Here is a 20,955-nt window from a genome sequence, read left to right as displayed (position 1 = left end):
CGCCGCCGCCGCCGCCACCGCCGCCACCGCCGCCGCCGCCACCGCCGCCGCCGCCGCCGCCACCGCCACCGCCACCGCCACCGCCGCCACCCGGCGGCTTGGCACCGCCCTTGGCCAGGTGGCTGGCGTCGTAGATGGGGCTTTGCATGCGGACGATCGCCGTCGACTCCAGCGGGATGCGGAAGTGGTTACCGAGGATCGGGCCGGCCAGGATCGGGTTCTTCATGCTGACCTTGCCGGGATCGAGCAGGCCCTTGCTCTTGACGTAGTCGGAGTCGCCGCGCATCACGCGGTCGACGAAGGGCACGATCAGGGGGTAGTAATACTTGACGCGGATCTTGAGCATGTTCGCGTCCTGCACGTTCACGCCGCTCGAGCCGACGGCGGTGCTGCGGAAGGCAAGGTTGTCGTTGGGGATCGCCGCGCGACCGTCGTACTGCTTTTCCTTGAACTCGTTGAAGGCCTGCTGCGTGGGACTGATGATCTCGATATCGGCATTCAGGACGATGTCGGCCTTGGCCTTGGCCCACGCGGTGTAGAGGCCGCCCGCGCCCTTCGTGGTGGCATAGAGCGGCGCCAGGCCCCTGGCGAGGCCGTCGCCCATCTCGTTCTTGTTGGCATTGCGCACCGCCCCCGCGCGCGCGGCTTCCAGCGTGGCGTAGTCGAGGACCGTCTTCGCACGGTAGATCAACACCAGTTGGAAGATCAGCAGCACCAGGAACAGGAAAACCGGCACGACCACCAGGAATTCCGGCAACGACTGGCCGGTCTGTCGCCGTCCGAAGTCCATCGGTCGGGCGATTGTGCGCATCGATTCCATGATCTCGCTCCCTGTGTCGGGCCTAGCGGCCCATTGCATTGGGTTCGGTCGCCGTCGACCGTGCCGGTTCCGTCGCCGAGGGTCCGGGGGGCGGACCGGCGTCGCGACTTTCGTCCATCAATGAGTACAGCGAGGTCGACAGCCTCAGGCTCTCGTCGAACACGTCGCCGCCCTCGCCCGCGTTCTGCACGCCGGCGGCGAACGCGGCCTGGGCCTGGTGCACGCGGACAACGCCCAGGTTGTGCCAGGCCTTGGCGTTGGCCGGATCGACGGCCAGCACCTGCCGGTAGGCGATGGAGGCATCTTCGTAGTTGGCGCGGCGGAAGAGGGCATTGCCCAACCGGTACCAGTACTCCCCCTCGGCGGGCATGGCTTCCACCAGGTCGCGGTAGAGCACGGCGGCGGTTTCGTCGTCGCCGTTGCGGTAGGCGGCATCGGCGCGCTGCTCGAGCACGACGAGATCCTCCTGGGGCGCGGGCGTGACCGCACGCGTGGCGGCGCCGCCAGCGCAACCGCCCGCCAGGAGGACGAGCGCCGCGCACGCGACGACCCGGATGCGTTGATTCATTTCCATGCGATCACGTCTCCTGCCTTGATCGAGTGCAAGCGCGCGGCGCCGCCGTGGAATTCGATGACGCTGCGCGCACCACGCTGCATCGCCGAGCGCCAGGGGCGCAGGGATTCGCACACGCGAAGCACCGTACCGGCGCGGTCGAGGAAGACCACGTCGATCGGATAGGTCATGCCGAAGGTGTGCACGCTGCCGCAGGGCGAGATCAGCATGCCTTCGCTGCCGTCGCGGGCGAGCGGGCGCCTGAACAGCAGGCCGCGCAGGCGCGCCCCCCACGAAAGCGCCGCCATCGCACTGGGCAACAGGCAGGCCGCCCCCCGGTAGAGCGCGACCCGCCTCACAGGATTCCGTCCTCCACCATCTTGAGGTAGATGAAGTACGCCAGGACGATGAAGATCAGCGGGAAGAAGAACATGATCAGCGGTGCCATCATCTTCACCGGCGCCTCCAGCGCGAGTTTCTCCGCGCGCAGGAAGCGTTCCTCGCGGCGCTGCATGGCTTGTGCCCGCAACGTTTCGCCGAGGCTGGCGCCGACGCGGTCGGCCTGGATCAACGCGCTGGTGAAGCTGGAGATCTGCGCGATGTCCATGCGGTCGGCCAGGCGCTTGAGGGCCTCCGAGCGCGGCAGGCCGGCCCGCAGGTCGCGGAGCATGCGCGAGAACTCCTGCGACAGCGGACCCATCGGCCCCTTGAGCACGGCCTGCTCGATCGCACCGGTGATGTTCAGGCCCGCTTCGACCGACATCGTGATGAAGTCGAGGAAGATCGGCAGGTCGCGGATCACTTTTTTCTGCCGGGTCTTGCGACGCTCGCTGAGCCAGAGGCTGGGGTACATCCAGCCCAGCGGTCCGCCGAAGGCCAGGCAGAACAGCAGCGTGCCGAAGTTGAGTTGCTTGAGCAGCATCACGACGAGCAGGAAGAACGCGACCATGATGCCGCTGGCCACCACCCGCAGGCCCGCCAGCTCTTCCGGCGAGACCAGGTAGTCCTGTCCCGCGGCCTGCAGCGTGCGATGCGACTTTTCCAGGTCGGCGGGCTTCAGGCGCGGACCAATGACGTGGGTGGCCGCGGCGACCACTGGCCAGATCATCTTCAGGCCGAAGGGCAGCGGATCCTGGTAGTCGCGTTCGTCCTGGGGCACCTGGTTGAGCAGGCCGCGGGTGCCGGCGAACACCATCACGATGGCGCCGACGACGCATAGGGCGAGGAGTAGGAGCTGGATCATATGTCGATCGTCATGATCTTCACGCACATCTTGTAGCCGATGTACTCCAGGATCGCGCACACGCCGATGACGGCGTATCCGGTCCAGGTGTTGAACATCGGCTCCATCGTGGTGGGATAGGCGGTGGCGAGGTAGGCGGTGATGGCGACCGGCAGCATGGCCATCACGATGCCCTGCAGCTTGCCCTGCGCGGTGAGCGCCTTGACCTTGTTTTCCATGATCAGGCGGCGACGCAGCGTGTCGGCCAGGACCTTCAGGCTCTCGGCGAGGTTGCCGCCGACCTCGCGCGAGATCGACACGGCCGAGACGAATAGTTTGACGTCGAGGACGGGCACGCGTTCGGCGAAACGCTCGAGCGCCACTTCGGTCTTGACGCCCAGGTGCTGTTCGCGAAGCACCAGGGCGAGCTCCTGCGCCAGCGGCGGATAACCGTCCTTGACCAGGCTTTCGAGGGCGGGCGAGAAGCCCAGGCCGGCCTTCATGGTGCCCGAAAGCATCATCAACGCATCGGGCAACTGCTCCTGGATCTTGTTGATCCGGCGCTGCCGCAGCCAGCGGTAGATCTTCTTGGGCATGACCGCCAGCAGCACCGCCGCGATCAGGGCCAGGAACAGCTTGCCGGTGATCGCCCAAAGCAGCAGCGGTACCACAATCAGCACGACCACGTTGGTGAGGTAGAGCTGCCGCGGATCGATGAACAGGAACATGTCGGCCAGGTTGACCCGCGCCTGTTCCATGAACGCCTGGTGGTAGCGGGCCATGAACGCGTCGCCGGCACGGATAGCGTACAGGCCGCCCAGGGCAATGGCGGCGAACGCGGTCAGCGCAATCAGGATGACCTGTCCGCTCATAGCTCCTCCTCCGGCTTGCGGAAGATGGACAGGTCGATCTTGACGCCGCGGTCGGCCAGTTCCTCCATGAACTCGGGGATCGCGCCGGTCGCCTGGAACTCGCCGACCACGCGGCCGTCGGCGCCATGGTGGTTGCGCACGCGGAACATGAAGATGTCCTGCAGCTGGATGGTACCGCTCTCGATCCCGGTCACCTCGGTGATGTGGGTGACCTTGCGCGAACCACAGGGGAAGCGTCGCTGGTGCACGATCATGTCCACCGCCGAGGCGATCTGCTCGCGCACGACCGCCATCGGCAGTTCCATGCCCGCCATCAGCACCATGACCTCGACGCGCGAGATCGCGTCGCGGGGCGAGTTGGCATGCGCGGTGGTGAGCGAGCCCTCGTGGCCGGTGTTCATCGCCTGGAGCATGTCCAGGGTCTCGCCGCCGCGGCATTCGCCGACCACGATGCGGTCCGGTCTCATGCGCAGTGCGTTCTTGACGAGGTCGCGGATGGTGACCTGGCCCTTGCCCTCGAGGTTGGGCGGGCGCGCCTCGAGCGCGACCAGGTTGGGCTGGACGAGCTTCAGCTCGGCGGCGTCCTCGATGGTGACGATGCGGTCGCGGTCGGGGATGAAGTTCGACAGGATGTTGAGCAGCGTCGTCTTGCCCGAGCCCGTGCCTCCCGTCACCACGATGTTCTTGCGCTCGCGCACCGCGGTTTCCAGAAACGCCAGCATGTTCTCGTCGAGCGAGCCGTAGCCCAGCAGGTCACGCCCGTCGAGCTTCTTCTTGGCGAACTTTCGGATGCTGATGCTGGGACCGCGCAACGCGATCGGCGGGATGATCGCGTTGACACGCGAACCGTCCTTGAGGCGGGCGTCGACCATCGGCGAGCTTTCGTCGATGCGGCGACCCAGTGGCGCCACGATGCGCTCGATCGCCGAGAGCACCGCGCGGTCGTTGGTGAAGTACACCGGCGACTTCTCGATCCGGCCCGCGCGCTCGATGTAGATCTGGTCGTGCGCATTGACCATGATTTCGGTGACGCTGTTGTCGTCGATCAGGTTTTCCAGCGGTCCCAGGCCAATGGCCTCGTCGAGCACCTGCTTGGCGAGCATCCGCCGGCTGATGGCCTTCGGCAGGTCCGAGAACTCCTTGTCGAGGACCGCCTCGATCATCTCCGAGGTCTTCTCGCGCAGGTCGGCATCGCTGAGGCTGCGCACGTCGAGCCGGCGCAGGTCCATCAGCTTGACCAGGGCGGCGTGCACGCGTTCGCGCCAGATGACGATGTCCGGCGGTGCGTCGGCGGTGGTCGCGATCTCGGTGGAGTCGGACATCACTACCGGCTCGTTCGCGGGCTCGGGCGGCGGCGGCGCCACCGCCGGCGGCGCGGGCGTGGCCCGCTCGGCGCGATGGCCGGCGTCGGAGACGATCCGGATGCGGTAGTCGCCGATCTCGACGACGTCGGTGCTGCTGATGGGACCGGACCGGTCCCGCACCGTCGTGCCGTTCACCCGGACCGGCACGCGGCCACCGGTGGACTCGATGAACACGCCTTCATCCAGCGCGCGGATCAGGGCATGGCGCTTGGCGATCGACCAGCCCTGCAGGACGACGAGGTTGTCGTCGCCACGGCCGATGCCGCACTCGTTGTGCAGGCAGCGGATCTTGCGTGGCTCGCTTCTCGGGGCTTCGACCAGGACGTTGAACATGCGCGCCTCAGTCGAAGATGTCCGTGCCGATCGTCCGCTTGAAGTCCTCGAGCATGCGCTCGCTCTTCTGGATGGCGTCGATGTTGGCCGGATGGTCGGGAGTGATGACGCGCGGCGTCACGAAGATCACCAGGTCGGTGCGACCGGCCTGGAAGTCGTCGGAACGGAACAGGCGGCCGAGGATCGGGATGTTCGCCAGGCCCGGGATGCCGCCGAAACCCTTGGTGCCGGCGATATCGACCAGCCCGGAAATCACGATGGTCTGTCCGGACTTGACGTTCATCTCGGTACCCGTCTTGCGGGTCAGGAAGCCGGGGATGCCCTGGACGCTGACGGAGGGATCGATCTTGCTGACCTCGGTGGACACCTTGGTGAAGATCTCGTCGTTCTCGTTGACGAACGGCTCGATGTCGAGCTTGATGCCGTATTCCTTGAACTCGACGTTGGTGGCGCCGAAACTGCTCGTCAACGGGATCGGCACTTCGCCGCCGGCCAGGAAGTTCGCCGCGCCGCCGCTGCGGGCGCTTAACTGCGGCGAGGCCAGCTCGAAGGCGTCGCCGTTCTGGGTGAGCAGGTTGATCTTGGACGTGATCGAGGTGGCGATGCCGAAGTACGTCGCCATCGGATTGATCCGCGCCGGCAGCTGGTCGGCGATGTCCTCGAAGCGGCTGCCGTCGGGGAGGATGCGGAAGAAGGAGCTGGAGAAGTCCTTGATCGCGCCGCCGGAGGGTCCGTCGATGACGCTGTCCCAGCGGATGCCGAGGTTGCGCAGCGAGTTGCGCTTGAACTCCATGATGCGCACGTCCATCAGGACCATCGGCTTCATGCCGACGTTGTCGGCGGTGCTGAGGTTGACCAGGTTCGGATAAACCTTCTTGATTTCCTCCACGCGCGCGGCTTCCTCGGAGGTGAGCTCGCCGGTGACGACGACGCTGCCGTCGATGTCGACCACGCGTGCCTTCGAGCCCGGCTCGAGCGCCAGCATCTGCTGGACGCGCGCGCTGTTGCTCAGGGCGTTGGCCGCATTGACGTGGACGACGATCGCACGCTGACCGCCGTCCTCGTACCAGACGTGCAGCGTGGTGTAGCCGGTCTGGCCCGCACCCGCGATGACGACCAGCTGGCGCTTCTCGATGGTGGTGACCTCGATCAGGTCGCCATTGCCGACCGCCACGCGCTCCAGCGGACGGCTGCTGTTGTAGACGATGACCTGCCCGCCATAGAGGTTCAACTCATTGGGCAGGTTGACCGTCTGCCCCCACGCCGCGGAGGTGCCGGCCAGCAGGAGCAGGAGGGTGGCGAAGAACTGCTTGAACGAATCCCTGTGCATTGAAATCAAATCCCGGAAAGTGATCAGTTGCCGCCGATGATGTACTCGACATCATCGCCAGCCTGGCTGCCGAACAGGCTCATCAGCGATTTCTCGGTGAGCCCGGTCAGGCCGAACGGCGTCTTGTCCTCGAAGTTCCTCAGCAGGACGCGGATCTCGCCCGCGCCCTGGCCGATGGTGAGCTGCTCGGCCTGCGAGGGGTCGAGCTCGAGGGTGACGCTCGAGAACGCGAGGTTCTCCTCGCCGGGAATGACCTCGCCCACGCGCGAACCCGTGGCGAGGACGGTGATGCTCTCCAGCAACGGCACCACCCGCTCGCCACGCTTCTGCGTGGGGCTGGAGGTGTCCACGCCCTTGTCGGCGTCGTAGGTGAGCAGGATGTCGACGGCGTCGCCCGGCTCGATCATCCCCGAGATCGAGTTGTTCTCGTTCACCGACAGGGTGTAGGCCACCTTGCCCGGGACGATCACGTGGGAGAACTTGTCGTACAGCGGCACCAGGGCGCTGGCGCTGAGCGGCGTGCCGCGCTTGATCGGCGCCCGCACCATGCGGTTGACGTAGTCCATGTAGTTGGCGCTGGTGACCGCGTCGGCGGGCACGAAGTCGACCGGCACGCTGCGCGTGACGAGGTCGCCCTCCGCGACCGTGTCGCCGATGGCGAGGTCCCGGGCCGACACCACCACCTGGGTCTCGACGACATCGACCTTGGCTGCGGCGGTGGCTTCGGCCACCTTCTCGCGGATGTAGCTGATGCTCAACAGCGCCGCCATCAGGCCAAGCAGTATCGCCCCGCCCAGGAACAGGACGTTCTTGTTCAATCTCGGTAGTGCCACGTGCTCCCCTCGCCTCGTTATCAATCCGGTGTTGGATATGTCATTGAAAGTGCGTAGCTGAAGGCCTCGTAGACGTCCTTCATGGCCTGCATCAGCTGCGACACCACGTTCGGGTTCGCGATCAGCACCACCACGACGAAAAACGTGATGATGCTGTACTCGATGACCGCGCTCCCCCGGACCCGCATGGGCGTCGCCGGGACCACCGGCCTGCGACGGACTGCGATTGGCGGCATGGCGTCTCCCCTCCCCTTCATTCGATCGTGACGACGGTCGACGTCACCGCCCCCTCGCCCCGGCTCATCGTCATCGACATCTTCTTGCCGCCCGCCCCCTCGAAACGGGCGACGCACTCCAGCGAGCTCGGACGGCAGGGCGCCGACCCCACGCTCTTCCAGCCCTCCGCGCGCATGCGCTGGTTGTAGCTCTGCTGGTTGACGTACGGCGACATTCGGTTCTGCAGCACCAGGGTGCGCGTCTTGCCCGGTGTGTCGAGATAGATGATGTCGCTCACCACGTCGGTCCCGGCCGGCCGGTAGAAGCCCTCCCCCAGGTTGGGCGTCTGGCCCTCGGCGGGCGACTTGAGGATGCCGATGGTGCCGCGGCTGCCGGCGCCATCGGACTCGATCTCGATGGTGACGTAGTGCTCGCCCTCCATGTGCCCGATCAGGGTCTTGCCCTCGGCCTGGTCGACCACGGTTCGCTCCGGCCACTTCGCCCGGTAGAACGCGATGACGTCCTCGACCGCTTCGGTGCTCGCGAAGCGGCTGGACTGCATGTCCAGGCCGTTGTATTTCATGTGCTCGCTGACCATCTGGCCCTTGCTGCCCTCGGGCAGGGGCACGTCGGGCCAGGCCTGGGCCTGCCAGGGAAGCAACGCCAGGAGCGGGAAGGCGGCGAACGCGAGTGCGGGTCGGAGAATGGGCATCGGGCGCGACTCAGGGCCGGTACGGCTTCAGGCGGTCGCGCGGCACGATGTCCGGCTCGATGTAGCCGGGGCGGATCCGGAACGGCACGCCGATCAGCGGTACCTTCTCCATCGGCTCGAGTTTCTCGAGGACCTCGCCTATCGAATCGCCCAGGTATGCGGAGGGCACGAGGGTGCGCACCTGGTCGCGGACACGACGGTTGTTGCGGAAGGCCGAGCCCGCATCGAGATGGCCGTTGCCCGAGGCACCCCAGGTGTCGGCCAGCAGGGCCTGCTCGCTGGTCATGACCAGGTCGATGGCATCGAAAGGCTTGAGGAAGGTGGCCGCGGTCCCCTGGCGGGTCTCGAGGTTGCGCGGGCGCACCTCCACCTTCGCGGTGACCAGGCCATGCTTGTTGGGCGGGAACTCGCCCGGCAGCTTCTCGAGCAGCGAGCCCGGCCCCTCCAGCAGTTTCGAGATCGCGCCCGCGCTGCCATTGGTGTACGGCGCCAGGACGAAGTCGCCCCGGGTCAGCAGGGGCTTGCCGGAGAACGTTCCCATCATCGGGGCGTCCACGGCGGCCGTGTCCTGCGCCTGTGCGGCCTGGGAGGCGATGCGCGTATCGCCCATCGCGAAGTGGCGATCGATCAACAATTGCCGTTGCTTGTTGCGCCAGGCGGTGTTCTTGAGCGTGCCGTTCCAGTCGTAGCCGTCGACGACGGTGGCTTCCCAGACCGCCGCACGCGCGGCCTGCTGGGCCACCTGGCGGGTGTGCGCGTACTTGCCCAGCATGGGGATCAGCAGGAACAAGGGCACCAGCAGTACGGCAAGGATGGCGAGCTCGGCGAGCGCCTGGCCACGCTGCAGGCGCGGACCGACGCCCCTTCCGCCTACGTTCCTGTCGATGGATCTGTTCATCGAATCCCTCCGCTCCTCGTTCCGTGTCGCGATGCTCGCCCCGGGGCACCCCTAGGGCAGCATCTCCTTTTCGTCGAATGACTCGCCGACGGTGAATGCGTTCGTCACCAGTCGCAGCGAGCGTTGCCCGGGCGCCTGCTGCGCGCTCAGGACCAGTTGCGACAAGGACCGGCCGGTCTCCTCGTCGAACACGCCGGGGTTGTCGTCGCTGAAGCCCCACTTGCCGCCGCCGGACCAGAGGCACAGGCGATCGCCGTCGGGCGATGTCCACTGCCGGCACGGTTGCCCCGCGACGGTCGACTCGGCCGGGCGCGGCCAACCGGCCCATTTCGTGGACGCGTCGCCCGTGTCCCCGGACACTTCGCCGGCGAACAGGCTTTCGACGGGGGGATCTTCGTAGCGCTCGCCGGTTTCCAGGTCGACGCTGACGCTGCGCGAGGCGTCGTGGTAATCGTGGCTGCCCGACAGCTTGAGCGCGAAAGCGCACATCGACGCGGGTGCGGCGCCCATCCCCTCGTCGGGATTGCCCTCTTCCCAATGCTCGACCCGCAACGCGATCCGCCCGCCGCTCTTCCAGTAACGCCAGCGCTCGGTGCCCAGCTTCGTCACTTCATCCTCGCCCAAAGGCTGCGTCGCGACGCCGGCCTTGCGGCAGTCGTCCAGGCGCATGCGGTAGCCGGCCTGCAATGGGTTGCGTCCCTGCGCGTCGAGGACCTCGACGGTGCGGTCCAGGTAAATCGGTGGCGAATCGGGGATCGACGCGGTCGCCTCGTCGCCCGCTCCGGCACCGCCCCCGTTCGCATCCTGCGAACACGCGGCCATCCCCAGCATGGCCACGGCCATGCAGGATTGGATCGTCGAACGTCGGTGTCGGGATTGCCTCTGTGCCGTCACGCTGCTGCCTTTGTTGAGTACCGTAGTCATCCGGAAACGAGCGAGCCCAGGCCCGCGGCGATGTAATCGGCCTTGGGCGTCTCCACCAGCTTGGCCTGCCAGTAGGGGCTGAACAGGCTGCCCATTTCAAGTTCGTTGACCGCCCGCGCGTCGCCGTTCCAGGAACGCGGCACCATGCGCTTGAAGAGCGCGTTGGCCGGCGGCCGGTTGAAGTAGGTCTGCGCCGAGGCGATGGCGGTCATCTGGTCGTTGTTCATGGCGTTCTTCATCTCCAGCTGGCCGCCGACCGGACCTCCGATGCCGTTGATGTCCTCGCTGGTGCGCGCGTCCTGGCGCTTGCTCTGCACCAGCACGGTGAATACGGGCCCGGCCTTGTCGCCCTCGGGCGTCTGTGCGTATTCGCCCTTGACCTCGTAGTAGTCGCGCAGGCCGTTGTATCCGGTGAAGTAGGCGTCGCGCTTCTTGTTCGGGCCGCCACTGGGACGCATGGGCGTGAAGAAGGGCACGTAGCCGGGCACGTTCACCGAGGGGTAGCGTTCGGCGAGCCTGCGTGCGGTGCTGTGGGTCGCACCGTTGTACTGGGCGTAGGTGCGGTTGCCGGGATGGTATTCGGAGTACCAGCCATTGCCGCGCTGGTTGCGGCCGCCGCTGCGGATGCCCGGGAAGAACTTCGGCTGGCCACTCTTCACCGCTTGCGCACCACCGAAGCCGAGCGGCACGTTCAAGTCGAACTCGAAGACGAACAGGTCGACCTTGACCGAGAAGTCGAGCGTATCGACGGCGGACCAGCGGTTGTACTCGACCATGTCGGTGCCGCCGCGTTCGCGGAACTTGATCTCGACGATGCCCAGGTCCGGTCCGAAGGAGTCGTTGCGATCGGCGCTGAAACGGTCGCGCGAGGCCATCACGACGTTGCGGAAGCGATCCATCCCCGGATTGCGGCGGTTCGCCTTGTGGCGTTCGAGCAGGCCGCTGGTGGTGGCGGCCTTGCGCAGCTGGTTACCCAGCAGCAGGACCCCCGCCGGCGCGATCTCGGCGGTCGGATCGTTCTTCTGCACGACATCGCGCGCGATCATGTAGCCGTCCACGCCGGCGCCAATGGTGAGCATGGCGTCGGCGGCCTCGGCGAGTACGAGGTTCCAGTCGTCCAGCGACAGCGGCAGCGCGCCGCCATTGCCGGAGATCACCTGGGAAGCGATCGGCCGGTATACGGTGCGCGCCTTGGCCATGATCTGCTCGGCGACCTTGTATACCTGGGCCAGCGGTCTGGCGACGATGTTCACGTACGGCACGAGGCTCAGGTAGGTCATCAGGTTGTAACCCGCGACCGTATGCGTGTGGTACATGTTCAGCCACGACCACAGGCTGACCATTTGCGCGATGGCGACCTCATTGGCCACGCGCCCGCGGTTCATGTAGGCGGCGAAATTCATCGCACGCGCCTGCTGGACGGCCACGCTGTAGGCCGCCGCGTCCGCGGTGTTGGTCAAGCGCACCTTCTTGTTGACCGCCTGCCCGGTATTGAACATCAGGATGGCGCCGAGGCACAGGATGCCCGCCAGCACCAGGAACAGCACCATGGCCTGGCCACGCTGGCCCTGGCCGCCCGTCCCACGGGGACCGGCCTGCATGCGAATCGATCGACTTTCCATGGCTGTCATCGCCTCTCGCTCCCGATCAAGGGGGCGGTACCCACTCAGGTGCCGGCAACCCGCTACGCGGGTGCCGCGCCACGCCGGCTAGGCCGGAGCGTGGCGACAGCGGAGCGCGCCTGCAGCCGGGCTAACGACCACAAGCGCTTCCGTTGGACCTGGGAGGGATACCACCGCGGTTGGATACCGCTTACTTGCTGACGGTGTTCTCGTACGAGCCCATGTTCTTCTCGGTCTGGGCATCGCCGGACGCGGCGTCCGCGGCATTCTGGGCCGCCTTGATTTCGTCGGTGGCCTTCTGGCCCGAAAGCTCGGTGGCCATGCCCGACATCTGGTTACGAACGGTGCCGCCGAAGAAGCTCACGACGGTGATCGAGGCGATCGCGATCAACGCGACGATGATGATGTACTCGGTCATGCCCTGACCGCGCTGGAGCTTACCAAAACGACGCTGCTTGAGTTCCATGAGTAACCTCTCCTTCTCACAAGATCGAAATCCCTGACCCGAGACTCGCCGGGGCCAAGGCCTGAGTGGATGTCTACGGCTAATCCAGCCCCATCAGGTCACGTCACGACGGATGTGGACGCAATGTGACGTTGAAGGGCGACTGAACAGTACCCTCCAGTCATGACGAGTTCAAGACTTGTGCGTATGGCAAGGCGAAACCCCATGGTTCGCACAGTGGATTTGTGATGGGCTAAGCACTTTTTTGTCTGTCCGCGCACGATCACCCGTCGCACCGGGCCAAGGGGCCCTGCGTTGCGCGTATCGGGCCACGACAGGGGACGTGGCGTCGGAAACATTGCCGACCCGTCGCGCGGGTCGCCTGCATTGGGTGGAGGGGCGGGAAGGCGCCCGGCGGCGTGATCGCCGGGCGCGAGGCGGGTCAGCCGGCGCCGCCAAGCTGCTGGCCGAGCATCTCCATCTGCTGCTTGACTTCGGTGCACTTCTTCGCGCGCTGGGACGCAGTGAGGGCGCCCCACTTCGCTTCCGCCTCGCGCTCGCCGGCGTCGAAACCACGATCGAACGAGCTCGCGTCCATGCCGAAGTTCGCGTGGTTGGCCTTCTGCTGCTGCTTCATCGACGCCAGTTCGGCGTCGCTGGATTCGCCGCAGGCACGCGCGGTCGCGTGCAGGGCCCCGGACATGCGCGACATCTGTTCGCCGAGGTCGGCGGGGCCCTGCTGAGCCAGCGCGGGCAGGGCGAACAGGGCGGCAGCGAGGCTGGCAAGGATCAGGCGCGGCTTGGAATTGTGCATGGGGGACTCCGTGCGGGGATCGGGACAGGTCGGCCCGCCCTGCACGCGCGGCATCGCTGCCTCGCATGGGGCTGGCCCGGGACGGCGGACATGCATGGAGGCGCGGCGGGGATCGGGACGGCGAACGCGACGTGTTCCTTCACCTGGCTGCGACTCCATCATGGACGCCTGGCGCATCAGCGCGGGCCGACGATATCAGACGCGCGAGACGGCGCGAATGCCCTGTATCGGTTCGATGCCGCCCTTTGCCTGCTTTCGCGACACCGGGCACGGATTGACCCGCGACTGCGTCGCGCGCCGGAGCTTCAGCTGCGCAGGCCGACGCCCTTTTTCAACAGGGTCAGGGCAATCGCGGCGAGCACCACCACAAAGCCGACCATCAACGCATAGGCGACCCAGAGCGGCACGTCGCTGACACCCAGCAGGCCGTAGCGGAAGGCATTGACCATGTAGAAGATGGGGTTGGCATGGGTCATGGTCTCGGCCCAGCCCGGCAGCAGCTTGACCGAGTAGAACACGCCGCCCAGGTAGGTCAACGGTGTGAGGATGAAGGTCGGGACGATCGCCACGTCGTCGAACTTCTTGGCGTAGACGGCGTTGATGAAGCCGGCCAGGGCGAAGATGGTGGCGCCCAGGACGACGGTGCTGAGCGTCACCAGCGGGTGCGGCACTCGCACGGTGGTGAACAGCATCGCGATGCACAGCACGATCGCGCCGACGGCCAGTCCACGCGCGAGGGCGCCGGCGACGTAACCGGCGAGGATCACCCAGTTGGGCATCGGGCTCACCAGCAGTTCCTCGACATGGCGGCCGAACTTGGCGCCGAAGAAGCTCGAGGAGATGTTGCCGTAGCTGTTCTGGATGATGCTCATCATCACCAGGCCGGGCACGATGAAGTCCATGTAGGTGATGCCGTCCATGGTCCCGATGCGCGAACCGATCAGGCCGCCGAAGATCAGGAAATAGAGCGTCATCGTGATCGCCGGCGGCACCAGGGTCTGGCCCCAGATGCGCACGATGCGCGCGATCTCGCGGCGGACGATCGTGCCGAGCGCGACGAGGTTGCGGCGCGCGGGCGTGGTGGCTTCGAAACCGGTGGCGGGATCGGTGCGGGTGGGGGTCATCGCGGGTTCCTGCGTGTCGGGCTTGCGGGTGTCGTGGGACCGGGCATTCATGCCGCCGGTTCCGGCGCCACCTGGGTGGTGCTGCCCGCGGCGCTGTCGGCATTGTCGCCGGTCATGCGTACGAACAGTTCCTCGAGCCGGTTGGACTTGGTGCGCATCGAACGCACCCGGATGCCGGCCTCGCCCAGTACGGCGAACACGCGGTTGAGGTCCATCGAACGCGGCATCTCCACGTCGAGGGTGTGGTCGTCGGCGGCGGTGATCTGCATGCCCTCGATCGCCGGCAGCACGTCGGGCAGGCGGCCGTCGATGTCGAACAGGAAGCCCTCCACGTCCAGCCGCGCCAGCAGCGCCTTCATCGGCCCGGAGGCGACGATGCTGCCGCGGTCGATGATCGCCAGGTTCCGGCACAGGCTCTCGGCTTCTTCCAGGTAATGCGTGGTGAGGATGATCGTCGTGCCCGCGGCGTTGATCTCGCGCAGCGTATGCCACATGCCGCGGCGGATCTCGATGTCGACGCCGGCCGTGGGCTCGTCGAGGATCAGCAGGCGCGGGCGCGTCATCATGGCGCGGGCGATCATCAGCCGGCGCTTCATGCCGCCCGACAGGGTGCGGCTCATCATCCGCGCCTTGTCCCAGAGCTGGGCGCGTCGCAGCTCCTGTTCGGCACGCACCAGCGCCTCTTCGCGCGGGATGCCGTAGAAGCCGGCGTAGTTGACCAGGATGTCGAGCGGCTTCTCGAACATGTTGAAGTTCAGCTCCTGCGGCACCAGGCCGATCAGGCGCATCGCCGTGCTGCGGTCGCGCGCCAGGTCGGTGCCGAAGATACGCACCTCGCCCTCGCTCAGGTTGACCAGCGAGCTGACGATGCCGATCAGGGTGCTCTTGCCGGCGCCGTTGGGGCCGAGCAGGGCGAAGAAATCGCCCTGGGCGACGTCCAGCGAGACCCCCTTCAGGGCCTGGACCCGGTTGTCGTAGGTCTTGCGCAGGTCGCGCACGGACAGGGCGGGCGGCGCCGGGACCGGGGCGGCGGAAGGAACGACGGGCTGTTGGATCATTGCGTGGACCTTGGCGGGGGAGCGGCACCCGGGCTGGCCGGGCGCAAGCCGTTATTATAGGCGTCCCGCCATCCCCGGCCCGGGCCACTGTGTTCCACCCGGGACACCGTTCCAGCGCGCGAGGGCCCGAATTCACGCCGCCCGGACGCGCGCCGCTCCACCCTTCGACGACAGGATCCTCCGCAACGTGGCCATCCAGCACTTCCCGCTCAAGCTCGTTTCACGCCGCATGCTGGCCCCGGCCGTGGGCCACTACACCTTCGTGCGCGACGACGGCGAGCCGCTGGACTTCATCCCCGGCCAGTTCATCCAGGTGCACTTCAGTTACGCCGACGGCACCGCGACCAAGCGCAGCTATTCGCTGGCCACCATCCACGACCACGCGATGGGACCGGGCGAGGCGGTCGAGATCGCGGTGTCCTACGTGCCGGGCGGTGCCGCGACGGCGCTGTTCGAGGGCCTGGACGTGGGCGGCAGCATCGACGCCAGCGGCCCGTTCGGCCGTTTCTGCCTGATGCCCGGCGATGCCAATGCGCGTTATCTGTTGATCGCCACCGGCACCGGCGTGACGCCCTACCGGTCGATGCTGCCGCAGCTCGAGGCGGCGATCCGCGAGCGCGGCGTGCGCGTGGTCCTGCTGCTGGGCGCGCGCAATCCGGCCGAGCTGCTCTACGGCGACGAGTTCCGCGCCTTCGCCGAGCGGCACCCGGCGCATTTCCGCTTCATTCCCTGCTTCTCCCGCGAGCTGCCGGACGCGGGCAGCCCGCATGCCCACGAGGACGTGCGCGAAGGCTACGTGCAGCAGTTCCTCGCCGAGGTCTCGCCCGATGCGGGCCAGGACATCGCCTACCTGTGCGGCAACCCGAACATGGTCGATGCCTGTTTCGAAGCCTTGAAGGACACCGGGTTCGAGGTCCGGCAGATTCGCCGCGAGAAGTACGTCAGCAGCAAGTAGACCGCGCGACGCGGGTCGCTCCGGCCCGGCAATGCCATCGGTCACATTCTGCGCGTGGCTTCCGTCTGTCATGCTGTTGGCGATTGGCCAAGGACAGATGGGGACACCATGCGCAGCACCCGATTGATACCCGCCGCCTTCGCGGCGGCCTGGCTGGCGACCGCCTGCCAACCGACGCCGCCGGCGGGCGTCGAAACCGACACCAGCGTCGAACGCGTCGGCGCCATCGATTTCGCGCCCTGCGTGCTCGGCGGTGAGCACGGACAACCGACCGTGGAAGCGCAATGCGGTCATTACGAGGTGGCCGAGAACCCGGCCGCGCCCGAAGGGCGCCGCATCCGGCTCAACATCGCCCGGCTGCCGGCCGAGGGCAAGAGCGGAGGCACCGAGGATCCGGTCTTCTTCCTCGCCGGCGGTCCCGGCCAGGCCGCCACGGACGTCGCGGCGGTCGTCGACAACGCACTCAAGGAAGTGCGCAAGCAACGCGACATCGTGCTGGTCGACCAGCGCGGCACCGGCGCGTCGAACCCGCTCGATTGCCGCGGCACGGACGGCAAGCCGCTCGAGATCGACCCGGCCGACAGCGTCGACCCGCAGGCGGCCGAAGCCTACTTCGCGCAATGCCTGCGCTCGCTGGAGGGTCGGGCCGACACGCGCTTCTACACCACCGCGCATGCGATTGCCGACCTCGATGCGGTCCGCCAGGCGATGGAGATCGAACAGGTCAACCTGATCGGGGGTTCCTACGGCACCCGCGTCGCCCAGCAATACGCCATGCACTATCCGGCGCACACCCGCAGCGTGGTGCTGGACGGCGTGGCGCCGAACCGCCTGGTGGTCGGCGGCGAGTTCGCGCGCATGCTCGACCGCGCGCTGCGCTTGCAGGACGCGCAATGCGCCGCGTTGCCGGCCTGCGAATCCCGTTTCGGGCACGACCTGGTCGCGCGGATCCGGGCCCTGCAGGCGCGGCTTGAAGCGACGCCGGTCGAACTCAACTACCGGCACCCCACCACGTTCGAGACGCGCCAGGGCACGCTCACCGGCGACACCGTCGTCGGCCTCGTGCACGGCGTGTCCTACGTGCCCCAGCTGAGTGCCCTGCTGCCCCTGGTGGTCGACGAGGCCGACGCCGGCCGGTACGAACCGCTGATGTCGATCGCCCAGCTGTGGTCGGGCCAGATGGAAGGGATGATGAACCTGGGCATGCAGCGTTCGGTGGTCTGCGCCGAGGACGCGCCGCGCTACACGCCCGACCCCGCCGACGCGGGCACGCTGATGGGCGCCGAGCAGGGCCGCCAGTTCTTCAGTGGTTGCGACGCCTGGCCCGTCGGCGACGTCGCGGCGGATTTCACCCAACCCTACTCCGGCGACCTGCCGACCCTCCTGCTGTCCGGCGAGCTCGACCCGGTCACGCCGCCCGAGTACGCCGACGAGGTCGCCAAGGGCCTGGCGAACGCACGCCACTTCGCCCTCAAGGGCCAGGGGCATGGCGTGATGGGCGTGGGCTGCATGCCGCGGCTGATCGCGCAGTTCATCGAGTCGACCGATCCGGGCGCGCTGGATGCCAGTTGCCTGGACAGCCTCGACTACGTCCCGCCTTTCACGTCCTACAACGGCTGGGAACCCTGAGCGCCGCGCCTCCGCGGAGGCGCGCGCCGGGCTTCTCCCACATTCCAGGGGAATTCCATGATCATCGCAAACGACCTGCACAAGGCGTTCAAGACCCGGACCGGCACGGTCAAGGCGGTCGACGGCGTCAGTTTCCAGGCCCATGACGGCCAGATCACCGGCCTGCTGGGCCCCAACGGCGCGGGCAAGACCACCAGCCTGCGCATGCTCTACACCTTGATGCAGCCCGATGCCGGCAGCATCCACGTCGACGGCACCGACGCCTCGAAGGACCCCACCGCGGTACGACGCGCACTGGGCGTGCTCCCGGACGCACGCGGCGTCTACAAGCGCCTGACCGCGCGCGAGAACATCGCCTATTTCGGCCAGCTCCACGGCCTGTCGGGCGCGGACGTGGCCGCGCGCACCGCGGTGCTGTCCAGGGCACTGGACATGGACGACATCCTCGACCGCCAGACCGACGGCTTCAGCCAGGGCCAGCGCACCAAGACCGCCATCGCGCGGGCCCTGGTGCACGACCCGAAGAACGTGATCCTCGACGAGCCCACCAACGGCCTGGACGTGATGACCACCCGCGCGATGCGCGAGTTCCTGTTCCAACTGCGCGCCGAGGGCCGCTGCGTGATCTTCTCCAGCCACATCATGCAGGAGGTGGCCGCCTTGTGTGACCGCATCGTGATCATCGCCAAGGGCCGGGTGGTCGCCGCGGGCACCGCGGACGAGCTGCGCGAGCGCTTCGCCGAGTCCAACCTCGAGGACGCCTTCGTCAAGGCCATCGGTTCCGAGGAGGGCCTGCACGCATGAACGCAACCCGCCATCGTTCCACCGGTTTCTTCGCCACCCTGGTGGCGGTGATGCGCAAGGAGCTGCTGGACATCTCGCGCGACCGCCGCACCCTGGCGATGACCCTGCTGCTTGCCCCCCTGCTCTATCCGCTGATGATCCTCGGCATGAACCACCTCGCCGAGCAGCGCGCGCGCACCCAGCTCGAGGGCGTCCTGGAACTGCCGGTCAGCGGCATCGAGCGCGCACCCAACCTGGTCAAGTTCCTCGCCACCCAGAGCATCAAGGCGGTGCCCGCGGAAGGCGACGTCAACGCCGCGATCGTCCGCCAGGACGAGGACGTCGCGCTGGCGATCGGCGAGGACTACGCGGAGGCGTGGTCCAACGGACGCTCGGCGTCGATCGACATCATCCAGGACAGCACGCGGCGCAACGCCGAGATCCCGGTCGCACGCGTGCGCGCCGCATTGGAGGGCTATCGCCGCCAGGTCGGCACCCTGCGCCTGATGGTGCGCGGCATCGATCCGGCGGTGGTGCAGCCCATCGCCATCGGCAATCGCGACATGGCCAGCGCCCAGGCCAAGCAGAGCCGCATGCTCGCGGTGCTGCTGCCGTACCTGCTGATCCTGAGTTCGTTCCTGGGCGGTGCGTACCTGATCATCGATGCCACCGCCGGCGAGCGCGAACGCCAGTCGCTGGAACCGCTCCTGGCCACGCCCTCGCCGCGCAGCGCGATCGTCAGCGGCAAGATCGCGGCCGCCTGCGCGCTCGGCCTCTTGACCCTGCTGCTGACCCTGCTGTCGTTCAAGGGCAGTGCGGTGATCGCACCGAGCGTGGCGAAGATGGTGGACGTGAGCTTCATGGCGATCGCCAAGATGCTGTTCATCCTGCTCCCGATGCTGCTGATCGGCACCTCGCTGCTGACCTACCTGGCGGCCTCGGCCAAGAGCATGAAGGAGGCGCAGAGCCACACCGTCTGGCTGATGCTGCTGCCGATGGTGCCGACCTTCGTGCTGATGGTGAATCCGATCAAGTCGCAGCTGTGGCAGTACGTGGTGCCCTTCCTGGCGCAGAACCAGCTGCTGTTGAAGGTGATCCGCGGCGAGTGGATCGGACCCGATGTGTGGGCGGTCTACCTCACGGCGGGCCTGGGCCTGGCGGCCCTCCTGTGGTTCGCCGCGGTGCGGCGTTACCAGCAGGAACGGCTGGCGATCTCGGGCTGAGGCCCGACAACCCCGGGGCGCCTGCCCCGGCCATGAAAAAGCCCGGCTTGCGCCGGGCTTTTTCGTTTCCGCGTGCGGGACGGTCCGCGCGCGGACCGTCCTTGCCCGGCCTCAGCCGCCGGGGTTGAAGCCGATCGTGCGGCGGGTCGTCACCGGGTTGGCGATCGGCTGGAAGCGCCACTCGCGGACCGCCGCGACAGCCTCGCGGTCGAACACGCGGGCCGGCTCGGAGCGCACCACGCGGGCGCTGGTCACCGAACCATCGGTGCCCACGGTGAACTCCACCTGCACTTCGCCGCTGGTGCGCGAACGCATCGCCGCGGCCGGGAAACGCGGCGCCGGCGTCGAGATCGGGCGCAGGTCGGCGGCGGTCGCACGCGCCGGTTCGGGCGCCGGTCGGCTCGCGGCCGGGGCCTGGGTCGCGGCGGCGGCGGCACGCTCTTCGGCGGCCTTGCGCTCGGCTTCCTCGCGCGCGGCCTGTTCGCGCGCCGCCTGCTGCTGGGCGGCGAGCTGGCGCGCGGCTTCTTCCTGCTGGCGCTGCTGGTCGGCGGCGCGCTGGCGTTCGAGCTCTTCCTGGCGCTTGGCCTGTTCCTCGGCGCTGATCTTCTCCTGTTCGGCACGCTTCACCGCCGCGGTCTGCTGCGCGGTGATGCTGGTCTTCAGGCGCGCCAGGGCCGGATGCTGCGGGTCGGCCTTCTCCAGCAGGGCGGCCAGGCGCTGCGCTTCGGCAAAGTCCTCGCGCTGCACGCTCTGCTCGATCGCGATCACCGTCATCGGCAGCAGGTCGGTCAGCGCGCTGGACACGGCGGCGTCGCCGGGTGCCTTCTCGCGCAGGGCCAGGTAGTACTCGACCGCATTGTCTTCGGCCGGTGCGTAGAGGCGGTTCTCGGCATAGGCCTTGCGGGCGGCCTCGCGGAGCTCGTCGGTGCCCAGTGCGGACACCTTGCTCGACACCGCGTTCTCCGGCGTCACCGCCGGGGCGGTCTCGGCCGGGGCTTCGGCGGTGGCGTCGGTGCCAGCGGCCGGCGCTGCCGGTTCGTCCTTGCCGCAGGCGGCGATTCCCAGCCCGAGGGCCAGCAGCAGCACGGTCCGGGCGGCAACAGCGGCCCGCGACCGATCAGATGTTCGGTGTGTCATTGGTAAAACTCTCCCCTGAAATTCGCTCGTGCGAACACGCATCATTAAATCGCCTCTCGGACGCCGAGTTGTCAAGGAAATATTGATG

22 protein-coding genes are annotated in these 20,955 nt (G+C 67.5%); 4 read left to right on the top strand and 18 right to left on the bottom strand.

Going from position 1 to position 20,955, the window contains the following annotated elements:
- From H4F98_RS15600 to H4F98_RS15520, 17 genes are all read right to left on the bottom strand, one after another.
- Positions 1–811 (bottom strand): TadE/TadG family type IV pilus assembly protein (locus tag H4F98_RS15600; RefSeq protein WP_246373293.1); only part of this gene is annotated, 811 nt, incomplete at its 3' end.
- 31 nt (positions 812–842) lie between these two features.
- Positions 843–1,394, bottom strand: coding sequence for a tetratricopeptide repeat protein (locus H4F98_RS15595; RefSeq protein WP_182688752.1), 552 nt, complete (start codon positions 1,392–1,394; stop codon positions 843–845).
- Positions 1,385–1,732, bottom strand: a complete 348-nt coding sequence (locus tag H4F98_RS15590) for a DUF192 domain-containing protein (RefSeq protein ID WP_343064780.1) — start codon at positions 1,730–1,732, stop codon at positions 1,385–1,387. Before H4F98_RS15590 ends, H4F98_RS15595 begins: the two co-directional genes overlap by 10 nt.
- The gene (locus tag H4F98_RS15585) at positions 1,729–2,616 is read right to left on the bottom strand and encodes a type II secretion system F family protein (RefSeq protein WP_182688751.1); all 888 of its coding nucleotides are present in this window, start codon (positions 2,614–2,616) and stop codon (positions 1,729–1,731) included. Before H4F98_RS15585 ends, H4F98_RS15590 begins: the two co-directional genes overlap by 4 nt.
- Positions 2,613–3,467 carry a type II secretion system F family protein gene (locus H4F98_RS15580; RefSeq protein ID WP_182688750.1) on the bottom strand — a complete coding sequence of 285 codons (855 nt, stop codon included), beginning with the start codon at positions 3,465–3,467 and terminating at the stop codon, positions 2,613–2,615. The genes H4F98_RS15585 and H4F98_RS15580 overlap by 4 nt, the downstream gene beginning before the upstream one ends.
- A complete protein-coding gene (locus H4F98_RS15575; RefSeq protein ID WP_182688749.1) occupies positions 3,464–5,164 on the bottom strand; it encodes a TadA family conjugal transfer-associated ATPase in 1,701 nt (566 codons plus the stop codon). The genes H4F98_RS15580 and H4F98_RS15575 overlap by 4 nt, the downstream gene beginning before the upstream one ends.
- A gap of 7 nt (positions 5,165–5,171) precedes the next feature.
- Complete coding sequence (locus H4F98_RS15570) at positions 5,172–6,494, bottom strand: type II and III secretion system protein family protein (protein WP_182688748.1); 1,323 nt, start codon at positions 6,492–6,494, stop codon at positions 5,172–5,174.
- Between the two features lie 23 nt (positions 6,495–6,517).
- Positions 6,518–7,312: a Flp pilus assembly protein CpaB gene (gene cpaB / locus H4F98_RS15565; RefSeq protein ID WP_246373292.1), complete on the bottom strand. Its 795-nt coding sequence runs from the start codon at positions 7,310–7,312 to the stop codon at positions 6,518–6,520.
- Between the two features lie 35 nt (positions 7,313–7,347).
- Positions 7,348–7,563, bottom strand: coding sequence for a hypothetical protein (locus tag H4F98_RS15560; RefSeq protein ID WP_182688747.1), 216 nt, complete (start codon positions 7,561–7,563; stop codon positions 7,348–7,350).
- Between the two features lie 17 nt (positions 7,564–7,580).
- Positions 7,581–8,255 (bottom strand): hypothetical protein, encoded by a 675-nt coding sequence (locus H4F98_RS15555; protein ID WP_182688746.1) that lies wholly within the window; start codon positions 8,253–8,255, stop codon positions 7,581–7,583.
- A 10-nt stretch (positions 8,256–8,265) separates the two neighbouring features.
- Positions 8,266–9,153, bottom strand: coding sequence for a TadE/TadG family type IV pilus assembly protein (locus H4F98_RS15550; protein ID WP_182688745.1), 888 nt, complete (start codon positions 9,151–9,153; stop codon positions 8,266–8,268).
- A gap of 51 nt (positions 9,154–9,204) precedes the next feature.
- The gene (locus H4F98_RS15545) at positions 9,205–9,996 is read right to left on the bottom strand and encodes a hypothetical protein (protein WP_182688744.1); all 792 of its coding nucleotides are present in this window, start codon (positions 9,994–9,996) and stop codon (positions 9,205–9,207) included.
- 77 nt (positions 9,997–10,073) lie between these two features.
- On the bottom strand, positions 10,074–11,678 hold the full coding sequence (locus tag H4F98_RS15540) for a pilus assembly protein TadG-related protein (protein ID WP_182688743.1): 1,605 nt from the start codon (positions 11,676–11,678) through the stop codon (positions 10,074–10,076).
- A 211-nt stretch (positions 11,679–11,889) separates the two neighbouring features.
- Complete coding sequence (locus H4F98_RS15535) at positions 11,890–12,165, bottom strand: pilus assembly protein (protein WP_182688742.1); 276 nt, start codon at positions 12,163–12,165, stop codon at positions 11,890–11,892.
- 421 nt (positions 12,166–12,586) lie between these two features.
- On the bottom strand, positions 12,587–12,958 hold the full coding sequence (locus H4F98_RS15530) for a hypothetical protein (protein WP_182688741.1): 372 nt from the start codon (positions 12,956–12,958) through the stop codon (positions 12,587–12,589).
- A 305-nt stretch (positions 12,959–13,263) separates the two neighbouring features.
- Positions 13,264–14,082, bottom strand: coding sequence for an ABC transporter permease (locus H4F98_RS15525; protein ID WP_182688757.1), 819 nt, complete (start codon positions 14,080–14,082; stop codon positions 13,264–13,266).
- A gap of 47 nt (positions 14,083–14,129) precedes the next feature.
- Positions 14,130–15,140: an ABC transporter ATP-binding protein gene (locus tag H4F98_RS15520; RefSeq protein WP_182688740.1), complete on the bottom strand. Its 1,011-nt coding sequence runs from the start codon at positions 15,138–15,140 to the stop codon at positions 14,130–14,132.
- Positions 15,141–15,327: 187 nt separating this feature from the next.
- On the opposite strand from H4F98_RS15520, the gene H4F98_RS15515 reads away from it, so the two are divergent.
- The 4 genes from H4F98_RS15515 to H4F98_RS15500 all read left to right on the top strand — a co-directional run bounded on the left by H4F98_RS15515 (position 15,328) and on the right by H4F98_RS15500 (position 19,730).
- Entirely contained in the window at positions 15,328–16,095 is a 768-nt protein-coding gene (locus H4F98_RS15515) for an FAD-binding oxidoreductase (protein ID WP_182688739.1), read from the top strand.
- A 108-nt stretch (positions 16,096–16,203) separates the two neighbouring features.
- Positions 16,204–17,724 carry an alpha/beta hydrolase gene (locus H4F98_RS15510; RefSeq protein WP_182688738.1) on the top strand — a complete coding sequence of 507 codons (1,521 nt, stop codon included), beginning with the start codon at positions 16,204–16,206 and terminating at the stop codon, positions 17,722–17,724.
- A 57-nt stretch (positions 17,725–17,781) separates the two neighbouring features.
- Entirely contained in the window at positions 17,782–18,528 is a 747-nt protein-coding gene (locus H4F98_RS15505) for an ABC transporter ATP-binding protein (protein ID WP_182688737.1), read from the top strand.
- Positions 18,525–19,730 (top strand): ABC transporter permease, encoded by a 1,206-nt coding sequence (locus H4F98_RS15500; protein WP_246373290.1) that lies wholly within the window; start codon positions 18,525–18,527, stop codon positions 19,728–19,730. Before H4F98_RS15505 ends, H4F98_RS15500 begins: the two co-directional genes overlap by 4 nt.
- Positions 19,731–19,841: 111 nt before the next feature.
- Here the strand turns inward: H4F98_RS15500 and H4F98_RS15495 are convergent, their stop codons facing one another.
- A complete protein-coding gene (locus tag H4F98_RS15495) occupies positions 19,842–20,867 on the bottom strand; it encodes an energy transducer TonB (protein ID WP_182688736.1) in 1,026 nt (341 codons plus the stop codon).
- Positions 20,868–20,955 lie beyond the last annotated feature (88 nt).

It is taken from the genome of Marilutibacter spongiae (assembly GCF_014145325.1).
Lineage (GTDB): Bacteria > Pseudomonadota > Gammaproteobacteria > Xanthomonadales > Xanthomonadaceae > Marilutibacter > Marilutibacter spongiae.
The sequence above is the reverse complement of the archived record's forward strand: the minus strand, read 5'-3'. Positions and strand labels throughout refer to the sequence as shown.